Source organism: Neorhizobium sp. CSC1952 (assembly GCF_030378245.1).
In the GTDB taxonomy this organism is placed as follows: Bacteria; Pseudomonadota; Alphaproteobacteria; order Rhizobiales; family Rhizobiaceae; genus Neorhizobium; species Neorhizobium oryzae_A.
In genome coordinates, this window is sequence record NZ_CP128416.1 from 247185 (window position 1) to 265789 (window position 18605).

Annotated in this window: 19 protein-coding genes; 8 read left to right on the top strand and 11 right to left on the bottom strand. The window is 64.5% G+C overall.

Features of this window, described 5'->3' with window-relative positions:
- The first annotated feature begins 11 nt into the window (after positions 1–11).
- The gene (gene rnd, locus QTA58_RS01260) at positions 12–1157 is read left to right on the top strand and encodes a ribonuclease D (protein WP_085422959.1); all 1146 of its coding nucleotides are present in this window, start codon (positions 12–14) and stop codon (positions 1155–1157) included.
- Here rnd and QTA58_RS01265 read toward each other — a convergent pair.
- A complete protein-coding gene (locus tag QTA58_RS01265; protein ID WP_289671401.1) occupies positions 1154–1573 on the bottom strand; it encodes a type II toxin-antitoxin system VapC family toxin in 420 nt (139 codons plus the stop codon). The two genes, rnd and QTA58_RS01265, sit on opposite strands and share 4 nt — an antisense overlap.
- Positions 1570–1842: a hypothetical protein gene (locus tag QTA58_RS01270; protein WP_289671402.1), complete on the bottom strand. Its 273-nt coding sequence runs from the start codon at positions 1840–1842 to the stop codon at positions 1570–1572. The genes QTA58_RS01265 and QTA58_RS01270 overlap by 4 nt, the downstream gene beginning before the upstream one ends.
- Positions 1843–1920: 78 nt before the next feature.
- Between QTA58_RS01270 and QTA58_RS01275 the strand changes: the two genes are divergently transcribed.
- Positions 1921–2925 (top strand): DUF2891 domain-containing protein, encoded by a 1005-nt coding sequence (locus QTA58_RS01275; RefSeq protein ID WP_289671404.1) that lies wholly within the window; start codon positions 1921–1923, stop codon positions 2923–2925.
- Positions 2926–2935: 10 nt separating this feature from the next.
- On the opposite strand, the gene QTA58_RS01280 is transcribed toward QTA58_RS01275, so the two are convergent.
- Positions 2936–3343, bottom strand: a complete 408-nt coding sequence (locus QTA58_RS01280) for a DUF2000 family protein (protein WP_289671405.1) — start codon at positions 3341–3343, stop codon at positions 2936–2938.
- On the opposite strand from QTA58_RS01280, the gene QTA58_RS01285 reads away from it, so the two are divergent.
- Together QTA58_RS01285 and QTA58_RS01290 are read left to right on the top strand one after the other, a co-directional pair.
- Positions 3342–4250, top strand: a complete 909-nt coding sequence (locus tag QTA58_RS01285) for an AraC family transcriptional regulator (RefSeq protein WP_289671406.1) — start codon at positions 3342–3344, stop codon at positions 4248–4250. The genes QTA58_RS01280 and QTA58_RS01285 overlap by 2 nt on opposite strands.
- A gap of 128 nt (positions 4251–4378) precedes the next feature.
- On the top strand, positions 4379–5737 hold the full coding sequence (locus tag QTA58_RS01290; protein WP_289671407.1) for an esterase-like activity of phytase family protein: 1359 nt from the start codon (positions 4379–4381) through the stop codon (positions 5735–5737).
- A 70-nt stretch (positions 5738–5807) separates the two neighbouring features.
- On the opposite strand, the gene QTA58_RS01295 is transcribed toward QTA58_RS01290, so the two are convergent.
- From QTA58_RS01295 to QTA58_RS01315, 5 genes are all read right to left on the bottom strand, one after another.
- The gene (locus tag QTA58_RS01295) at positions 5808–6059 is read right to left on the bottom strand and encodes a hypothetical protein (RefSeq protein ID WP_289671408.1); all 252 of its coding nucleotides are present in this window, start codon (positions 6057–6059) and stop codon (positions 5808–5810) included.
- A 311-nt stretch (positions 6060–6370) separates the two neighbouring features.
- Positions 6371–7891: an exopolyphosphatase gene (ppx, locus tag QTA58_RS01300; RefSeq protein WP_085422952.1), complete on the bottom strand. Its 1521-nt coding sequence runs from the start codon at positions 7889–7891 to the stop codon at positions 6371–6373.
- A 10-nt stretch (positions 7892–7901) separates the two neighbouring features.
- Positions 7902–10094 (bottom strand): RNA degradosome polyphosphate kinase, encoded by a 2193-nt coding sequence (locus QTA58_RS01305; protein WP_289671409.1) that lies wholly within the window; start codon positions 10092–10094, stop codon positions 7902–7904.
- A 60-nt stretch (positions 10095–10154) separates the two neighbouring features.
- Positions 10155–10874, bottom strand: coding sequence for a DnaA regulatory inactivator HdaA (gene hdaA / locus QTA58_RS01310; protein WP_289671410.1), 720 nt, complete (start codon positions 10872–10874; stop codon positions 10155–10157).
- Complete coding sequence (locus tag QTA58_RS01315) at positions 10871–12040, bottom strand: AI-2E family transporter (protein WP_085422949.1); 1170 nt, start codon at positions 12038–12040, stop codon at positions 10871–10873. The genes hdaA and QTA58_RS01315 overlap by 4 nt, the downstream gene beginning before the upstream one ends.
- Before the next feature lie 202 nt (positions 12041–12242).
- Here QTA58_RS01315 and purM point away from each other — a divergent pair, with 202 nt between their 5' ends.
- The 4 genes from purM (at position 12243) to QTA58_RS01335 (ending at position 14916) form a co-directional block, all read left to right on the top strand.
- A complete protein-coding gene (gene purM, locus QTA58_RS01320) occupies positions 12243–13316 on the top strand; it encodes a phosphoribosylformylglycinamidine cyclo-ligase (RefSeq protein WP_289671411.1) in 1074 nt (357 codons plus the stop codon).
- Positions 13313–13972, top strand: a complete 660-nt coding sequence (gene purN, locus QTA58_RS01325) for a phosphoribosylglycinamide formyltransferase (RefSeq protein WP_289671412.1) — start codon at positions 13313–13315, stop codon at positions 13970–13972. The genes purM and purN overlap by 4 nt, the downstream gene beginning before the upstream one ends.
- A 69-nt stretch (positions 13973–14041) precedes the next feature.
- Positions 14042–14404, top strand: a complete 363-nt coding sequence (locus QTA58_RS01330) for an antitoxin Xre/MbcA/ParS toxin-binding domain-containing protein (RefSeq protein ID WP_289671413.1) — start codon at positions 14042–14044, stop codon at positions 14402–14404.
- Entirely contained in the window at positions 14401–14916 is a 516-nt protein-coding gene (locus QTA58_RS01335; protein WP_289671414.1) for an RES family NAD+ phosphorylase, read from the top strand. The genes QTA58_RS01330 and QTA58_RS01335 overlap by 4 nt, the downstream gene beginning before the upstream one ends.
- Here QTA58_RS01335 and QTA58_RS01340 read toward each other — a convergent pair whose 3' ends face one another.
- The 3 genes from QTA58_RS01340 to QTA58_RS01350 all read right to left on the bottom strand — a co-directional run bounded on the left by QTA58_RS01340 (position 14917) and on the right by QTA58_RS01350 (position 18598).
- Positions 14917–15738 carry an alpha/beta hydrolase gene (locus tag QTA58_RS01340; protein WP_289671415.1) on the bottom strand — a complete coding sequence of 274 codons (822 nt, stop codon included), beginning with the start codon at positions 15736–15738 and terminating at the stop codon, positions 14917–14919.
- 65 nt (positions 15739–15803) lie between these two features.
- Complete coding sequence (locus QTA58_RS01345; RefSeq protein ID WP_289671417.1) at positions 15804–16397, bottom strand: NUDIX domain-containing protein; 594 nt, start codon at positions 16395–16397, stop codon at positions 15804–15806.
- Entirely contained in the window at positions 16394–18598 is a 2205-nt protein-coding gene (locus tag QTA58_RS01350) for a molybdopterin oxidoreductase family protein (RefSeq protein WP_289671418.1), read from the bottom strand. Before QTA58_RS01350 ends, QTA58_RS01345 begins: the two co-directional genes overlap by 4 nt.
- Positions 18599–18605: the final 7 nt, after the last annotated feature.

Here is an 18605-nt window from a genome sequence, read left to right on the forward strand (position 1 = left end):
TGAACGCAACGATGATCGAAACAACCGCCGCCCTCGAGGAAGCCTGCGCCAAGCTGGCTCAATCGGACTTCATCACCATCGACACCGAATTCCTCAGGGAGACGACCTTCTGGCCGGAACTCTGCCTGATCCAGATGGCGAGCCCGGAGCTCGAGGTGCTGGTCGATCCGCTCGCCAAGGGACTGGACCTCAGGCCCTTCTTCGCGCTGATGGCGAACCCTTCGGTCACCAAGGTCTTCCACGCCGCCCGCCAGGACATCGAGATCGTCTACCATCTCGGCAATCTCGTGCCGCATCCGATCTTCGACACGCAGGTCGCCGCCATGGTCTGCGGCTTCGGCGACTCGGTCTCCTACGACCAGCTCGTCAACCGCATCAAGGGCGTGCAGATCGACAAGTCCTCGCGCTTCACCGACTGGAGCCGGCGGCCGCTTTCCGACAAGCAGCTCGAATATGCGCTGGCCGACGTCACCCACCTTCGCGACGTCTATCTTTATCTGAAGGCGGAACTGGAGCGCGAAGGCCGCGCGCTGTGGCTCACCGAGGAAATGGCGATCCTCGAATCCGCCGAGACCTACGACCTGCATCCGGACGATGCCTGGCTGAGATTGAAGGCACGCCTTCGCAAGCCCACCGAACTCGCCGTCCTGAAATTCGTCGCCGCCTGGCGCGAGCGCGAGGCCCGCAGCCGCAACGTGCCGCGCTCCCGCGTCTTGAAGGACGATGCGATCTACGAGATCGCCCAGCAGCAGCCGAAGGATTCGGAAGCCCTGTCACGGCTCCGCACCATCCCGAAGGGGTGGGAACGCTCCGCCTCGGGCACGGCGATCGTCGAAGCGGTCAATGCGGCGCTGGCGCTGCCGAAGACCGAGATGCCGCATCCGCCGAAGCACGTGCATGTGCCGGAGGGGACGGCGGCGGCGGTCGAACTCCTCAAGGTTCTGCTGAAGCTGATCTCCGACCGCGAGGGCGTGGCCGCCAAGATCATCGCCAACACGGACGATCTGGAAAAGATCGCCTCCGAAGGGGAGAAGGCGGATGTCGCCGCCCTTTCCGGCTGGCGGCGCGAGCTTTTCGGCAACACCGCGCTGAAACTGATCGACGGCGGCGTCGGGCTGCGCTTCGTCAACAAGAAGGTCGAGGCGGTGGACCTTTAGGGCTCCCACGGGTTGATCACCGGCACGCCCGCCGCCTCGAACGGCAGCGTATCGCGTGTGGCGACGGCAAAGCCGTGCACCCGGGCGATGGCGGCAATCTGACCGTCGGCCATCAGGATCGATCGTCCCTTGGCGCGAGCGGAGGCCACGATTCGGCCATAGGCACGGGCGGCACGCTCGTCAAAGGGGAGGATGCGGCTTTCGAACTGGTGAGCGAAAGTACGCTCCATATCACTCCTCAGCGCAGACTTGCGCCGGCCATCCGGCAATATCTCGATCCCGCACATCACTTCCGCCAGACTGATGGCAGTTGCAAAAAGAGCGCCAGGTTCCTGACGGTGAAGCCAGTCCTCCACTCCGCGGTGAATTTCGATCTTCTTGATTTCGGAAATCACATTCGTGTCCAGAATGATCATTCAAACGAGACACCCTTGGCCGGCGTTTGATCGCGCGAAAACTCGATATCTTCCAGCTCGGGATATTTTTCGCGCAACTTCTGAAACGCAGCAACCAGCCCCTCCTTTGGTTTCTCCGCCTCGGGGCCGGGCTTGAGTTCGGGCGTAGACAGAGCGTCATTCAAAATACGCTCCGCCTCGGCTTCCGTAGTGGTGCCGTTCTCCTCCGCGAGCACTTCCAGCGCCCGGCTCGCCTCATCGGAAAGGTTTCTTATGGTGATGGCGTTCATCGTGTCACCCTCCGATCTCATTCTGCTCGCGGATATGATATTCGTTCATCCCTTGCTTTTCAACGAGAGCCCTTCCTGATGCCGCATACCCTCACCGCCGAGACGGCCCAGCATTTCGCCACGATCGCGCTCGGGCATGTGAGGCGGGAGTATCCGAACAAGCCGGCCAATGCCTTCGCCGGACCTGAGGACGCCAGGACCCCGAGCCAGCTTTTCCCGATCTTCCACGGCAGCCTCGACTGGCATTCCTGTGTCCACGGCTACTGGATGATGGCACACATCCTCCGGAAATTTCCGGACATCCCGGCCGCAGAAGACATCCGCGCCCTGTTTAACGAGATGCTGGTGCCGGAAAAGGTCGAGGGCGAGTGCTCCACCATGGCGCATCCGCTCGCCCGCGGTTTCGAGCGCCCCTATGGCTGGGGCTGGCTGCTGAAGCTTTCGGCCGAACTTTCGCTGCTCGACGACCGGCGGTGGTTCCGGAACCTGAAGCCTCTTTCCGATGTCTTCGTGCAGAGGTTCACCGATTTCCTGCCGATCGCCACCTATCCGGTACGGGTCGGCACGCATTTCAACACCGCTTTCGCAATGCGGCTCGCGGCCGACTATGCCGAGAGCGTGGAGGACGCGGCGCTCGGCCAACTTCTTCGGGAGACGGCGCTTGGCTGGTACGGTCAGGACGAGGCCTGCCCGGCCTGGGGCGAGCCCTCCGGCGACGATTTCCTGTCCTCCGCACTCGTCGAGGCCGAATGCATGCGGCGGCTGATGCCGCGGCAGGATTTTCTGCCGTGGTTCGATCGTTTCCTGCCGGAGATCGAGGCCCGAAAACCCGCCACCCTCTTCTCGCCGGCCTCCGTCTCCGATCGTTCGGACGGCAAGATCGCCCATCTCGACGGGCTCAACCTCTCCCGCGCCTGGTGCTGGCGTTCGCTCGCCAGGGCTCTGCCGGAAGGCGACCCGCGCCGGCCGATCATGGAGAAGGCGGCCGGGGAGCATCTCGCCGGCGCCCTCCCCCATGTCGCGGGCGACTATATGGGCGAACACTGGCTCGCCAGCTTCGCGACATTGGCGCTCGAAGCGTGAGGACACTGCCCTAGGCGTGCATCCTCGCACCCCTGGTGATCTTGTCGACGATCTTCTTATCGGCCCTCAGCGCGATGCCGACCAGCTTCGCATCGTCGGGCGAGAACCGGGAAAAGACTTCGCGGTTGGCCGCGTCGTGGCCGGTCGCGAACATTTCCTCGACATAGGCGGAGGTCGTCACCTCGCGTTCCAGCGCGCGGCGGTGAATGGTCCTGAGCGTCTCCTGGTCGGCGGACAGCACCACGACCGGCTGGACGCTCAGCGGATTGTAGACATTCCCCGCCGCATCCCGGTATGGTTCGCCGATGATCGCAGGGCTTTGGGCGACGACGCCGCTCATCAGGAATGCGGTCACGTTGAGCCCTTGCCAGGGGGCGAGGTCATCGCGAAGCACGATCGCGATCTTGGTATCGAACATGAAGAGAAACTCCGTCGAGGGCTATGCCCGGGATTATGCAGACCCGAACGAGATAGCCGCCGCGGATGCGGGCCGTCTTGAACGATCGTGCGAAGGGGCGGAGAAGCCGGACGGCATCGTCGAGGCCCCTTCCTCGCGCGGCATCGAGCGGATCGAGGCGCGGTTCCACGGCAACGGCTTTTCGCCGCACCGGCACGATACCTATGCGCTGGGGCTCACGCTTTCCGGCGTGCAGACCTTTCACTATCGGGGCGCCGCGCGCGCCAGCCTGCCCGGCAACGTCATCGTGCTGCATCCAGACGAGGTGCATGACGGCGCCGCCGGCACGGACGACGGCCTGCGCTACCGCATGCTCTACCTGCCGCCGGAGCGGCTGATCGAAGCGGCGGCAGGTAGAGGGGGCCTGCCCTTCGTGCCCAATCCGGTGATCTCGGACGCCGAGTTCCGCCAATGTCTTGCCGAAGCGCTCGACGATCTCGACGCCGAACCGCAGGAACTGCTGCTCGACGACCTGGTCGTGCGGCTTTCGGCAGGCCTCTGGCGCCATGCGGACGCCCGGAAGGCCGATGCGGGAACGCCGCCTGCGCAAGCCGCGGTTCTGCGCTGCCGGGACCACCTGCGGGAAAACTGCGACCGGACGGTTTCTTCCGAAGAACTCGAAGAGATCAGCGGCTTCGACCGCTATACGACCGCGCGGCAGTTCCGCCGCCTTCTCGGCACGAGCCCGCACCGCTACCTCGTCATGCGGCGGCTCGACCGCGCGAAGGCCCTGCTGTCGCGGGGCGGCAGCCTGGCGGATGCGGCGGCCGATGCCGGCTTTGCCGACCAGGCCCACTTCACCCGCCATTTCAAGAAGACGTTCGGCATGACGCCCGGCCGCTGGCAGGCGCTGCAGAGAAGCGCCTAAAACTCTCAAACGCCTGTAAAAATCCGGTCATCAAAGCTTCATCGAAGCTTCAAGGTTCCATCACCTCACCGTCACGCAGGCACCTTAACCGATTGGCGTCTTCGACACGCCAACCAACAGGTGCTTCCATGACCCGACTTCTGCTCGCCACCGTTGCGCTCGCCGCGCTGATCGGCGGCTCCGCTTCCGCCGACGACAAGGTCTTTCCGGCCAGGCTCGCCGGCCAGGCCATCCTGCCGGCCAACACCGTCGTGCCGGCGCCGGCCGATGCGCCCGCCTTCCTGAAGACGTCCGGCAAATTCACCACGTCCGACCGCAAGCGCACCGAAGCGCTCGGCACGCTGCCCGGCAAGGACGGGGCGCGCGTCACCGACGTCAAGCTGCCGCTCGACGGCCAGCCGGTCCAGGGTTTCTCCGGCATCAAGACCATGCCCGACGGCACGTTCTGGACGCTGTCGGACAACGGCTTCGGCTCGAAGGCGACTTCTTCCGACTCCATGCTCTTCCTGCACCAGATGAAGTTCGACTGGACGACCAACAAGGCGGAGATGGTCAAGCACGTCTTCCTGTCCGACCCGAACAAGGTCGCGCCCTTCCCGATCGCCATGGAAGGTTCGGACACCCGTTACCTCACCGGCGCCGATTTCGACATCGAATCCATCCAGCCCGTCGCCGACGGTTTCTGGCTCGGCGACGAGTTCGGGCCCTACCTGCTCAAGGTCGATAACGAGGGCCGCCTGACCGACGTCATCCCGACCATGGTCGACGGCAAGCCGGTCACCTCCCCCGACAACCCGCTCATCCAGCTTCCCGGCAACCCGGTTTCGAAGATGCCGGCCTTCAACGTGAAGCGCTCGGGCGGCTATGAGGGGCTTGCCATGTCGAAGGACGGCTCCAGGCTTTACGGTCTCCTGGAAGGCCCGCTTTACAAGGAGGACGGCCAGGTGGAGCAGGCCGACGGCCTGACCGCGCTGCGCGTCATCGAATTCGACGTCGCCGCCAAGACCTGGACCGGCCGCTCCTGGCTCTATCCGCTCTCCAAGGGCGGCGAGGCGATCGGCGACTTCAACATGATCGACGCCACCACCGCCCTCGTCATCGAGCGCGACAACGGGGCCGGCACCGCCGACAAGGCCTGTGCCGATCCGGCGAAGCCCGAGCCGACCTGCTTCAACGCGCCCGCCAGGCACAAGCGCGTCTACAAGATCGAGATGAACGACGCCAATGCCGGCAAGGCGGTCCGCAAGATCGGCTACATCGATCTCATGAACATCCAGGACCCGGACAACAGGAAGAAGGCCGGCAATGTGGCGGGCGTCTACAACATGCCCTTCGTGACGATCGAGAACGTCGACGTGGTCGACGCCACGCACCTCGTCATCGGCAACGACAACAACCTGCCCTTCTCCGCCGGCCGCGCCGTCGACAAGGCCGACAACAACGAGTTCAGCCTGATCGAAGCCGCCGAGTTCCTGGCTGCGAAGTAGGCCATAAAACGAAAGAGCGTCCGGCGGAAACCGGACGCTCTTTTCCGTTCATGCCCTTTCCGGTCCGGCGTCAGTTCGCGACGGAAGAGGTCCTGCGGCTGACGAGCTTCAGGCTGCGGTCCGGCTGAATGATATAGGTCTCGTTGTAGAGCTGGCCGTTGGCGCGGAACTGATGCGGCACGGGGCTGCCGACCGGGGCTTTTTCCAGCCGTGTCGCCGGCTGTCCGCCATAGGTGATGCTGCCCGGGATCGGCTCCAGGGCGAAGGCCGAAGAACCGCCTGCAACGGCGGTGAGAAGGGCGATTGCGACTATCTTTTTCATGTCCATGTTTCCTTCTTTGCTTTACGCCGGCTTCTTGGAAGACCTCGGTGGCCAACCGGCATGCATCACAAATCGGAACTGGGCCGCGGATTTATTACCGCCGAAAAACTAATCGCTTTATGCAGTAAAAGACAACAATCACGATCGGATCACGCCCGGCTCACGCATCGTGCGATATCAATGGGTTAAATGACGCGGCCATCTCCGCGGAACCCGGCCTGCTCTTTTTTCAAGAGTGGTCACATGTTTTTTACGGTCCCGCCGAGCCGCCCGTAAAGCTAAAAAAAGCGGCAGCCGGACCTCCCGAAAATCTACTCGAACCGGAACGCCAGTCGCTTGCCGGTGAGCCTTGCGAGCTGCTGCAGGCGGCCATCCAGCCGTTCGCCGGCGAAATCGCGGTAGGCATGCGGCACCACGAATTCCAGATCGAGATCGGGGTCGGACGACGGGCGGAAGGTCAGGTTGTGGACGACGCCGGGCATGGAGGCCGAGAAGAGGTAGACGACGCGCAGCAGGCCGCCGAGAAGCTTGGCGAGATCGAGCAGACGCGGCGTGGCGATGGTGGCGAGCGGGCCGGTCGTGCCGTCGTCGTGCAGCCCTTCGAAACGGTGGTAGTTGGCGAGCGCCAGATAGGCGCGGCCCGCATGGGTGATGCCGACGAAGGAGGAATGGGCGATCAGGTTCAGCGCCTGCAGGCCGCGATAATCGGGATGGGCGCGCCAGCTTATGTCGGCCAGCAGGCAGGCGGCTTGCCGGTAGCGGCTCTCCTCCTCCGTCTCCTCGATGCCGAACACCGGCACCATGCGGCCGGTCCATTCGGCGAGCTCGCGGGCGTGTTCCGGCGAGCGGGCACGCAGGATGGCGAGCTGGTCGGCCGCGACGAGCAGCGGATCGCTCGCCTGTTCCTCGTCGGACAGCCGGGAATAGAGATAGCCTTCGCGAACCCCCTGCGCCGAAAAGCTCACCTTGGCGGGCTTCATGGCGGTCAGCACCTCCTGCATGGCGATGGCGCCGAAGGGCAGAAGCGAACGGCGGCTCTTGGAAACCGCCTGCCAGGCGGGATCCTTGGAGTCCTTGGCGGCGATCACCTCTTCGAGGAATTTCTGGATCTCGGCGAGCGGCAGTTCGTAGCCCTGCATCATGTGCAGCGGGTACCTGGTCATCTCCATGTGCAGCTTGGCGATGTTTCGCCACGTGCCCCCGACCGCATAGAAGGTGCGGCCCGCGCCGTGTTCCAGGAAACGCGCGGTATTGACCTGCTTGCGGGCGAAGGTGCGCGCCTTGGAGAGCGAATTGCCGGAGGTTTCCGAAAGCCTCAGGCCGCCGAGCGGCAGCGTGATGCCCCGACCGAATTCCTGCCCCCTGATGTCGATGAGCTCGAGCGAGCCGCCCCCAAGGTCGCCGGCGATACCGTCCGGATCATGGAAGCCGCTGATGATGCCGAGCGCCGAGTAGCGCGCCTCTTCCTCGCCGGAAAGCAGCTGCACCGGCTGACCGAGGATATCCTCCACGTCGCGGATGAATTCCGGGCCGTTCGAGGCCTCGCGGGCGGCGGCGGTCGCGAGCACGTAGGTTTCCGTGGCGCGCGCCTGGGTGGAGAGTGCCCGGAAACGCCTCAATGCCGCGAGCGCACGCTGGACAGCCTCTTCGTCCATCCGGCCGCTGGAGCCGAGGCCCTTGCCGAGGCCGCACAGGACCTTCTCGTTGAAGAGAACCGTCGGCGCGCGCGACAGGCCTTCGTAGATGACGACGCGGACGGAATTCGAGCCAATGTCGATGACGGAGACAGGAGCGATCCCCGGAAGGCGCCCCTGGGCTTCTGATCGTACCATGCTGTCTTACTTATTTCTTCCGTCCGGACATCAGGCCGGCAATCAGTTTCGGAGCACTCGACTTCAAAGCTTCACCACGGCCTGACAGGCTCGGGTTGGTCATGAAATAATGCTGCGCGTTGAAAGGTTCCTCACCCTTGCGCACTTCCATGCGCCGCGACGTGCCGTCGGGCAATATCTCGTAGCTCTGCTGATTGTCAATCAGGTTGCCCAGCATGATCTGCGAAAGAACCTGCTCATGCACAGTCGGATTGAGCAGCGGCACGAGGGTTTCGACACGCCGGTCGAGGTTGCGCGGCATCATGTCGGCCGAGCCGATATAGACGAGCGCCTTGTCCGACGGCAGGCCGTAGCCGTTGCCGAAGCAGAAGATGCGGCTGTGTTCCAGGAAGCGGCCGACGATGGACTTCACGCGGATGTTTTCGGAAAGCCCCGGCACCTGCGGGCGCAGGCAGCAGATGCCGCGCACGACGAGGTCGATCTCGACGCCGGCCCGGCTCGCCCGATAGAGCGCGTCGATGATCTCCGGATCGACGAGCGAGTTCATCTTCATCCAGATCGCCGCCGGCTTGCCGTTCTGCGCGTGGCAGATCTCCTCCTCGATGTGGCGGAGGATGCGCGGGCGCAGCGTATAGGGCGAGACGGCGAGCTTCATGCTTTCCGCCGGCTCGCCATAGCCGGTGATGAAATTGAAGACGTTCGCCATGTCGTGGGCGATCTTCGGATTGCAGGTGAAGAAGGAGAGGTCCGTATAGATCTTCGCGGTAACGGGATGATAGTTGCCCGTGCCGAGATGGCAATATGTGCGGAGCCTGCCCTCCTCGCGGCGCACCACCATGGACATTTTCGCATGCGTCTTCAGCTCGATGAAGCCGAAGACCACCTGCACGCCGGCGCGTTCCAGGTCGCGCGCCCAGCGGATATTCGCCTCCTCGTCGAAACGGGCCTTCAGTTCGACCAGCGCGGTGACCGACTTGCCCATTTCGGCCGCATCGATCAGGGCTCGGACGATCGGGCTGTCGTTCGAGGTTCGGTAGAGGGTCTGCTTGATGGCGAGGACGTCGGGGTCGCGCGCCGCCTGCAGAAGAAACTGCACAACCACGTCAAAGGATTCGTACGGATGATGGACCACCATGTCCTTTTCGCGGATGGCGGCGAGGCAGTCTCCGGCATGCTCGCGGACGCGTTCGGGAAATCGGGCATTGTAGGTCTCGAACTTCAGGTCGTCGCGCGGCGCCTTGGTGATCTCCGAAAGCGTGTTGAGCGCCAGAAGCCCCGGCAGCACCGCGACGCGGTTGTCCGGCACGCCGAGCTCCTGCACCACGAACTGGCGCAGCGAAGCCGGCATTTCCGAATCCGTCTCGATGCGGATGACCTTGCCGCGGCGGCGGCGTTTCAGCGCCGTCTCGAAGAAGCGCACCAGGTCCTCGGCCTCTTCCTCCACTTCGATATCGCTGTCGCGGATGATGCGGAACGTGCCGGCGCCCTTCACCTCGTAGCCGGGGAAGAGCCGGTCGATGAACATGCCGACCACATCCTCCAGCGTGATGTAGCGGATCGTCGCCTTGTCGTCCGGCAGCCGGATGAAGCGGTCGAGCGTCGGCGGCAGGCGCAGGAGCGCCGTCATCGGCTCCTTGCCGAGCTTGCTGACGAGCTGCAGGCCCATGGAAAAGCCGAGATTCGGAATGAAGGGGAACGGATGGGCCGGATCGATCGACAGCGGCGTCAGGACCGGGAAGAGATCGTCCTCGAAATCGGTCGCGAGCCACGTGCGGTCCTCGGCCGAAAGAGCGGCCGGGCGAACGATCAGGATGTCCTCCTTGGCGAGATACTGCTGCAGCACCGCGAGCGAAGCCTGCTGCTCCATCTGCAGGTTGTCGATCTCCTGGAGGATGGCGTCGAGCTGCTCGGCCGGCGTCTTGCCGTCCGGGCTGCGGATGGCGATGCCCTGCCGCACCTGGCCTTCGAGACCGGCGACGCGGACCATGAAGAATTCGTCGAGATTGGCGGCCGAAATCGACAGGAAGCGGACCCGCTCCAGGAGCGGATGGGCGGTGTTCAGCGTTTCTTCGAGAACGCGCCGGTTGAACTGCAGCCAGGAGAACTCGCGATTGATGAAGCGGTCCGGGCTCGCCAGGAGTTCGTCGGAGGGGGCTGCGGCCGCCGTCTCCGGCTCGGGTGTTTCCGTCGTCATCGAATCCATTTCACAGCCTCCGCCAACCCGCTGGGGTCCATGCCAAGTTCGACGAGGAAAGTGTCACAGTCAATCACCGTCCCCGACGCCGGCGCCGGAATTCCCGAAATCGTTCAACACCTCGGCCGCCAGCGGACGGGTTATCCTGGTGCCGCGGGCGAGCGCCAGGCGATCCAGCCGCTCGACGATCGACTGCGCCGCGCCGAGCGAGCGTTCCATCCGGTTGACGATATAGCCGACCAGTTTGTCATCGATATAAAGCTGCCGGTCGGCGAAGAGTTTCACGATCACCTGCGCGAGCAGGTCCTCGTCCGGCTCGCCGATCTCCACCACGGTCGCGGCCTTCAGCCTGGATTTCAGGTCCGGCAGCACGACGCCCCACGAGACCGGCCAGAGGCGCGAGGTCATCAGAAGGCTGTGGCCGTTCTCGCGCACGCTGTTGATGACATGGAAGAGTTCCGTGTCGTCGAAGCCGCGCCGCTCGGCATCCTCGAACAGAACCGGGCCGGCGGCGGCAAGCGCCGCGGCGTCGGAGCCCGCGACCGGATGGATATCCGCCGCGCCCGCCCTCTCCCGCCAGATATGCGCGAGATGCGATTTTCCCGAGCCGACGGGTCCGGCCAGCACGACGACCGGCGACGGCCAGGCCGGCCACTCGTCGACGATCGCGACGGCCGCGGCCAGCCGCGCCGAGACCAGCAGGTCTTCCCGGCTTCTCGCCGTATCATGGGTGAATTGCAGCGGCAGCTGTTCGCTTTTCCGCCGCTCGCGTTCGCTCGTCTCTGTCATTGGTCTTTCTGAGCGGTTCTCTGCGCGCCGGCGTCTTCATGTTCCAGCACACGGGGCGGCGGCGCCTCCTCCCACGGAAGAGTGGCCGTCCGGCCGTAATAGATGTCGCTGTCAAGATACCGCGAGAGCGCGAAGCGGACAAGGACGCCGACCACGGCCGCCGCCGGCACGGCGATCAGCAGGCCGACGAAGCCGAACATGGCGCCGAAGGCGAAGAGCGCGAACATCAGCCAGACCGGATGCAGGCCGACGCTCTGGCCGACCAGTTTCGGCTGCAGGATATTGCCTTCGAGGAACTGGCCGACGAAGAAGACGCCGGCAACCGCGACGATCCAGGGGTAGTCCGGCCAGAACTGCACGAAGGCGACGCCGACCGAAAGCACGAGGCCGACCAGCGAGCCGATATAGGGAATGAAGCTGATCATGCCGGAGACGAAGCCGATCAGAAGACCGAAATTCAACCCGACCAGCGACAGTCCGACCGCATAGAAAATGCCGAGGATGAGGCAGAGCGAGCCTTGGCCGCGGATGAAGCCGGCGACCGATTGATCCATTTCCCGGGCGATCTGGCGGACCGTATCGACCTGGTCGCGCGGCACCCAGCTATCCACCTTGGAGACCATGCGGTCCCAGTCGAGCAGGATGTAGAAGGCGACAACCGGCGTGACGATCAGCAGCGACACGACGTCGACGATCGCCTTGCCGGAATTCCATATCTGGGCGAGCAACGAACCGACGAAGCCGGCGCCCTGGCTCAGCACTTCGGAAAAGTTCTGCTTGACGGTCTCGATCTGCGCTCCGATCCAGTCTGGCAGGAACGAGGTCTCGGGGCTCGAGATGATCGCCTGCAACTGCGAGATATAGCCCGGAAGCGCGGCCGCGAACTCGGTGAACTGGTTGATGACGATCGGGATCACCAGCATCAGCGACAATGCGAAGACCAGCACGAAGCAGACGAGGATCACGACGGTCGCCATCAGGCGGCTCAGCCCCCTGCGCTGCAGCCAGTCGGCCACCGGATCGAGGAAATAGGCGAGCGCCATGCCGGCCACGAAAGGGAGCAGGATCGAGCGGAAGAACCAGAGGAACAGGACCAAGATCGCCAGGGCGCCGATCCAGAACAGGATGTGGCGCCTGAGGCTCGCACCGCTGACATGGTATGGCATCGCCGTTTTCCCTTTCAGAGTGCCCGGGCCCTTTCAGAGTAACCGGGGGTCGAGGACAGGGATAGGATGCGGCCGCCCGAAAGGTCAAGAGTTCGGACGCACCGCAGCGGAGGCTGTGAAAAGCCTTCAAAACCGCCCTCAACGCTTGCATCCGCCGCCATGACGTGCAATTGCGGGCCGCTACAGCAATCATTGGAGATGAATGATGAGCGGGGGCAAGAACGGTCTCACCTACAGCGATGCCGGAGTCGATATCGATGCGGGCAATCTCATGGTCGAGAAGATCAAGCCGGCCGTGCGCTCCACCCGCCGTCCCGGCGCCGACGGCGAGATCGGCGGCTTCGGCGGGCTCTTCGACCTCAGGGCCGCGGGGTTCACCGATCCGGTCCTGGTCGCGGCCAATGACGGCGTCGGCACCAAGCTCAAGATCGCCATCGATGCGGATTTCCACGATACGGTCGGCATCGACCTCGTCGCCATGTGCGTCAACGACCTCGTGGTGCAGGGCGCCGAACCGCTCTTCTTCCTCGACTATTTCGCGACCGGCAAGCTCGATCCCGACCAGGGCGCCGCGATCGTCTCCGGCATCGCGGCCGGCTGCCGCGAGGCGGGCTGCGCGCTGATCGGCGGCGAGACCGCCGAGATGCCGGGCATGTATTCCGACGGCGACTACGACCTCGCAGGCTTTGCGGTGGGTGCCGCCGAGCGCGGCCAGCTGCTGCCCGTCGGCGACATCGCGGCCGGCGACGTCATCCTCGGCCTCACCTCCTCAGGCGTCCATTCCAACGGCTTTTCGCTGGTGCGCAAGATCGTCGCGCTCTCCGGCCTCGCCTGGGACGCGCCCGCTCCCTTCCGTGACGGCATGACTCTGGGTGAGGCGCTGCTCGTGCCGACCCGCATCTACGTGAAGCCGCTGCTCAAGGCGATCCGTCAGACGGGGGCGCTGAAGGCGCTCGCCCACATCACCGGCGGCGGCTTTCCGGAAAACATCCCGCGGGTGCTGCCGAAGAACCTTGCCGCCGAAATCGACCTCGACGGCATTCCCGTGCCGCCCGTCTTCTCCTGGCTCGCCAAGACCGGCGGCGTGCAGGCAAAGGAAATGCTCAGGACCTTCAACTGCGGCATCGGCATGATCGTCGTCGTTTCCGCCGAGAATGCCCAGGCGGTTTCCGACATCCTGACCGGCGAAGGCGAGATCGTCGTGCCGCTCGGCCGCATGGTGGAGCGTGAGGAAGGCGGCGCCGGCGTCATCTACAAGGGCACGCTCGGCCTATGACGGGAATCCGTAAACGCGTCGCCGTCTTCATCTCCGGCAGCGGCTCGAACATGCTGGCGCTCGCGGATGCCTGCGCCGCGCCGGATTTCCCGGCCGAGATCGTCGCCGTCATCTCGGACAAGCCTTCCGCCGGCGGCATCGAGAAGGCGGAAGCGCGCGGCATCAGGACGCTCGTCTTCGAACGCAAGCAGTTTGCCGGCAAACCCGAGCACGAGGCGGCGATCCTTGCCGCACTCGACGAGGTGAAGCCGGACATCCTCTGCCTCGCGGGCTATATGCGGCTCTTCTCCGGCGATTTCATCAGCCGTTACGAGGGCCGCATCCTCAACATCCACCCTGCCCTGCTGCCGCTCTTCCCCGGCCTCCACACGCACCAGCGCGCCATCGACGCCGGCATGAAGATCGCCGGCTGCACCGTGCATTTCGTGACCGAAGGCATGGACGAAGGCCCGATCGTCGCGCAGGGCGCCGTGCCGGTGCTAGCAGACGACACGGCCGAGACGCTCGCCGCCCGCATCCTCACCGTCGAGCACAGGCTCTATCCGCTGTCGCTCAAGCTGCTGGCGGAGGAAAAGGTCAGGATGGAGGGCGCAAAGGCGGTCTTCAGCGATCTTCCGGCGAAGGACGAGGCGAAGCTCATCTCGCCGGCACTCTAAACCGTCCGACTCGACAAAGTTACGCTTCCGACCTAAATTTGTACGCGAGATACGTACAATGAGGCCGACATGGGCAGACATGCAAAGGTACAGGTCACCAGCGATATGCCCTCGATGGAAATCGAGGCAGTCTCGGCGCGCCTCGGCATTTCAAAGCGGGAACTGGCCGAAACCGCCGGCCTTTCCGTCAATACCGTCCAGCGCAAGGAGCGGGCACAAGCCCCTGCCGTCGCCGCACGCATCGGCGAAATGGCGGAGATCATCCATCGCGTGAGCGAATGGGCGGGCAGCGAGCGGCAGGCGCTCGCCTGGTACCGGGCTGAGCCTCTGCCGGCCTTTGGCGGACGCACCGCAGAGAGCGTCGTCAAAAGCGGCAAGGCGGCGGCAGTCCGCGACTACCTCGATCATCTGGCGCTCGGCGGCTTCGCTTGAGATTCCAGGGCGTCTGCTACCGCGCCCACGATCCACGATGGGCGATAAGTCCCACATCCGGCGATGGTGCCGCCATTCGCGGCGCGCGCTTCAATCCCAAAGGGGTGCCGGCTCTCTATCTCTCCACCTCCATCGAAGGCGCGATCATCGAAGCGAGCCAGGGGTTCGGCCACAAGATCCACCCGCTGACGATCTGCTCCTACGACGTGGATTGCGACGACATCGCCGACCTGACCGCGGAAGCGTCGCGAAAGGAACTCGGCATCGCGCTCGATGTGATGGGATCGGCATGGGCGACGGCCCTGTCCGAGAGCAGGCGGCCTGAGGCATGGACAATCTACGACCAGCTTCACCACCGATACGCCGGCATCCTCGTACCATCCTTCGCTCATCGTGCCGGACCTTCGATCAGCAATCTCGTGCTCTGGGATTGGAGCACCGCACCGCCGCACAAGGTCGAGGTGATCGACCCGACCGGCCGGCTGCCGAAGAATCAGAAATCCTGGGAGTGATCAACTCCTCAAGAACGTCATGAGGTCCTCCGTCAGGCGCTCCTTGTGAGACGCGAAGAGGCCGTGCGGCGCGCCGTCGTATTCGATCAGCTTCGAACCAGGAATCGCCGCGGCTGCCGCACGGGCGGAGGTGTCGATCGGGACGGTCTGGTCGCCGGTGCCGTGGATGATCAGCGTCGGCACCCTGAAGCTCGTCAGGTCCGGCCGGAAATCGGTCGTCGCGAAGGCCTTTGCGCAGGCGAGCGTCGGCTTGAGCCCCGCCATCATCGTCTGGTTGAAGGACCAGTCGAGCACCTCTTCGCTCACCGAGCCGGTGAAGACGCCGACGCCGAAGAAGCTCTTGAAGAACCCCGCGAAGAAATTCGCCCGGTCCTCCTTCATGCCTTTGGTCATCCCGTCGAAGACCGATTGCGGCACGCCGTCCGGATTGTCGGAGGTCTGCAGCATGTAAGGCACGACGGAGGCGATCAGCGCGGCCTTCGAGATGCCCTTGCCGCCATGGCGCGACATGTAGCGGGCGACCTCGCCGCCGCCCATCGAAAAGCCGAACAGCGCCGCATCCTCGGCTTCGGTCGCGGCGATCACATCCGCCAGGTCGTCGGAAAGCGTGTCGTAGTCATAACCCTGCCAGGGCTGGTCCGAGCGCCCGAAGCCGCGGCGGTCGTAGGAGATCGCACGAAATCCCGCCTCGGCCGCGACCATGGCGAAATCGTCCCAGGTATCGCAGGTGAGCGGCCAGCCGTGCAGAAGGATGACCGGGCGGCCCCTGCCCCAGTCCTTGACGTAAAGCTCGGTGTCGTCACGCGTCTTGATCATCGTCATCGGAAAATCCTCGCTGGTGGGGATTTCTCCTTAACGGCGCGGCTATCCCAATGTTCCGGCCGGGCTCAACCCGAAATCGCCGCCCGGTTGATGACGGCCCATTGCAGGAGCATGATCGTCTTGGCGTCGGCAATGTCGCCGCTCCCGATCATCGCCGCCGCCTCGTCGAGCGGCAGTTCCACCACCTCGATATCCTCATGCTCCTCGGCAAGCCCGCCGCCGCCGTTGATCCGGTCGGCGAGGTCGACGGGCGCGAAGAAGAAATGCACGAGTTCGGTAATGGCGCCGGGAGACATGAAGGCCTTGAAGAGGAAGCGCACGTCGCGCAGCCGGTAACCGGTCTCCTCCATCGCCTCGCGGCGGATCGCATCCTCCGGATGATCCTCGTCGAGAAGCCCGGCGGGCACCTCGGTCAGCCAGGCGGGTTCGCCGGACAGATGGACCGGCAGGCGGAACTGCTTCACCAGCACGACCCTGTCCCGTTTCGCATCGTAAAGCAGGATGCAGGCGGCGGGCGTGCGGTGATAGATTTCCCGGTGCAGCCGGTGGATCTCGCCCGAGCGGTCAACATAGTCGAGCTCGTAGGCCGACAGCCGCGTCCAGCCGTCGGACAGCGTCTTCTCGCCGACGATCCTGAGCCGGCCGTCCTGGTCCGTCATGCGGCGTCCTTGCGAAGCCAGACCTTGTTGTCGTGGAAGGCCGCGCCGCCATAGGGGGCCACCGCATCGGCGCCGGTCAGCACGTTGATGCCCTCGCCGTCGAGATGTTTTCCGTTCGGCCAGAGCCCTTCGGCGATCAGCACGCCCGGGCGCGCGCCGGGAACGATCCGCGCGTGCAGCCGGATCTCGCCGCGCTGGTTGCCGAGCCGCACGACATCGCCGTCGGCGATGCCCAGACGCCCGGCATCCGAAGGCTCGATCATCACCTCCGGCCGCCCTTCCCGCTCGTAGGAGCTCTTCGTCTCGCTGAAGGAGGAATTGAGGAAGCTACGGGCCGGCGAGGTCGCCAGCCGGAAGGGATGCGCCTCGTCCGCCACTTCGATCACGTCGACCTGGTCCGGGAAGACCGGCAGTTCGCCGATCGGTCCCAGCGGGCCGACATTCCTCGGCGGCTTGTCGGGCGACGGGCCGTTCGCCCAGTCCGGCCGGAAACGGAATTTTCCGTCCGGATAGCCGAAGCCCTTGATATAATGGGCGGTTTCGAAATCAGGCTGAGCGTCGATCCACTTCTCGCGCTCCAGCACGTCGACACCCGGCCAGCGGCTGTCCTTCAGGATGCGGTCGATATGCTCGCGCTCGTTCATCCTGAAGCCCTGATAATGGTCGACGCCGAGGCGTTTGGCCAGTTCCTCGATGACGAAGAGATTGGTGCGCACCGTCGGCGGCGGCTCCACGAGCTTGGGTCCGAGCAGGATGTGCTGCTGGCCGCCGGCGCGGTAGATGTCGTCGTGCTCCAGGAACATGGTGGCCGGAAGCACGATATCGGCGACATCGGCCGTATCGGTCATGAACTGCTCGTGGACCGCCACAAACAGGTCGTCCCGCATGAAGCCCCGGCGAACGAGGCGCTGTTCGGGCGCGACGTTCATCGGATTGGTGTTCTGGATGAGCATGGCCGTCACCGGCCCGCCGTAGCGGAGCGCCTCGGCGTCGCCGGTCAGCACCCGGCCGATCTGCGACTGGTCGAGCTGGCGGATATCGGGATCGGCGTAAGAACTGCCCATCAGCTCCGACTTGTTGAGCCGGAAGATTTCACCGTTGTTGTGGAAAGCGCCGCCGCCCTCGTATTGCCAGGAGCCGAGGACGGTTGCGATCGAGAGCGCCGCATGCATGGCGACCGTGCCGTTACGCTGGCGTGCAAAACCGTATCCCAGGCGGAAGAAGCTCTTCTTCGTGGTGCCGACGAGCTTTGCGAAGGTCTCGATCTCCTCGACGGACAAGCCCGTGATGGCCGAGGCCCATTCGGGCGTCTTCGCTGCAAGGTGCCTTTCGAGCCCGGCCGGATCGTCGGCATACTTTTCCATATAGTCGCGATCGGCGTAACCGTCGCGGAAGGCGATGTGCATGACGGCGCAGGCGAGCGCCGCATCCGTGCCGGGCCGGACCGTCAGCGCCATGTCGGCCTGTTTCATGGTCGGGTTGTCGTAGATGTCGATGACGACGATCTTCGCACCGCGTTCCTTGCGGGCCTTCACCGCATGGGTCATGACGTTGACCTGCGTGGAGACGGCATTCGTTCCCCAGATCACCACGCAATCGGATTTCGCCATCTCGCGAGGATCGGGCCCGCGCAGGGCGCCTGTGCCCATCACATAGCCGGTCCAGGCCATGTTGGTGCAGATCGTGCCGAAGAAGCCCGAATACTTCTTGGCGTGCCGCAGGCGCTCGATCGAATCGCGCTGCACCTGGCCCATCGTGCCGGCGTAGAAATAGGGCCAGACGGCTTCCGAACCGTGTTTCGCCTCGGCCTTGACGAAAGCGTCGGCGATCTCGTCGAGCGCCGCTTCCCAGGAGAGATCCTGCCAGCCGCCCTCGCCTTTGCGGCCCTTGCGGCGCTTCGGCACCATCAGCCGGCCGGGATGGTAGATGCGTTCGGAATAGCGCGCGACCTTGGCGCAGATGACGCCGGCCGTATAGGTGTTGTCGGCAGAACCGCGCACCCGGCCGATCCTGCCGTCGGCGGTCAGGTCCACATCCAGCGCGCAGGCGGAAGGACAGTCGTGCGGACAGACGGTGTGGCCGACGGAATTGTGGCCGAGGGCGGTTTTCTCGGTGATTTGGGTCGCAACGTTCATGGGTTTTCTATATTGCATGCCAAGCCGCGCAAAAAGTGCGATTTGCGGCGCATCAATTTTATTCATCCCCGAG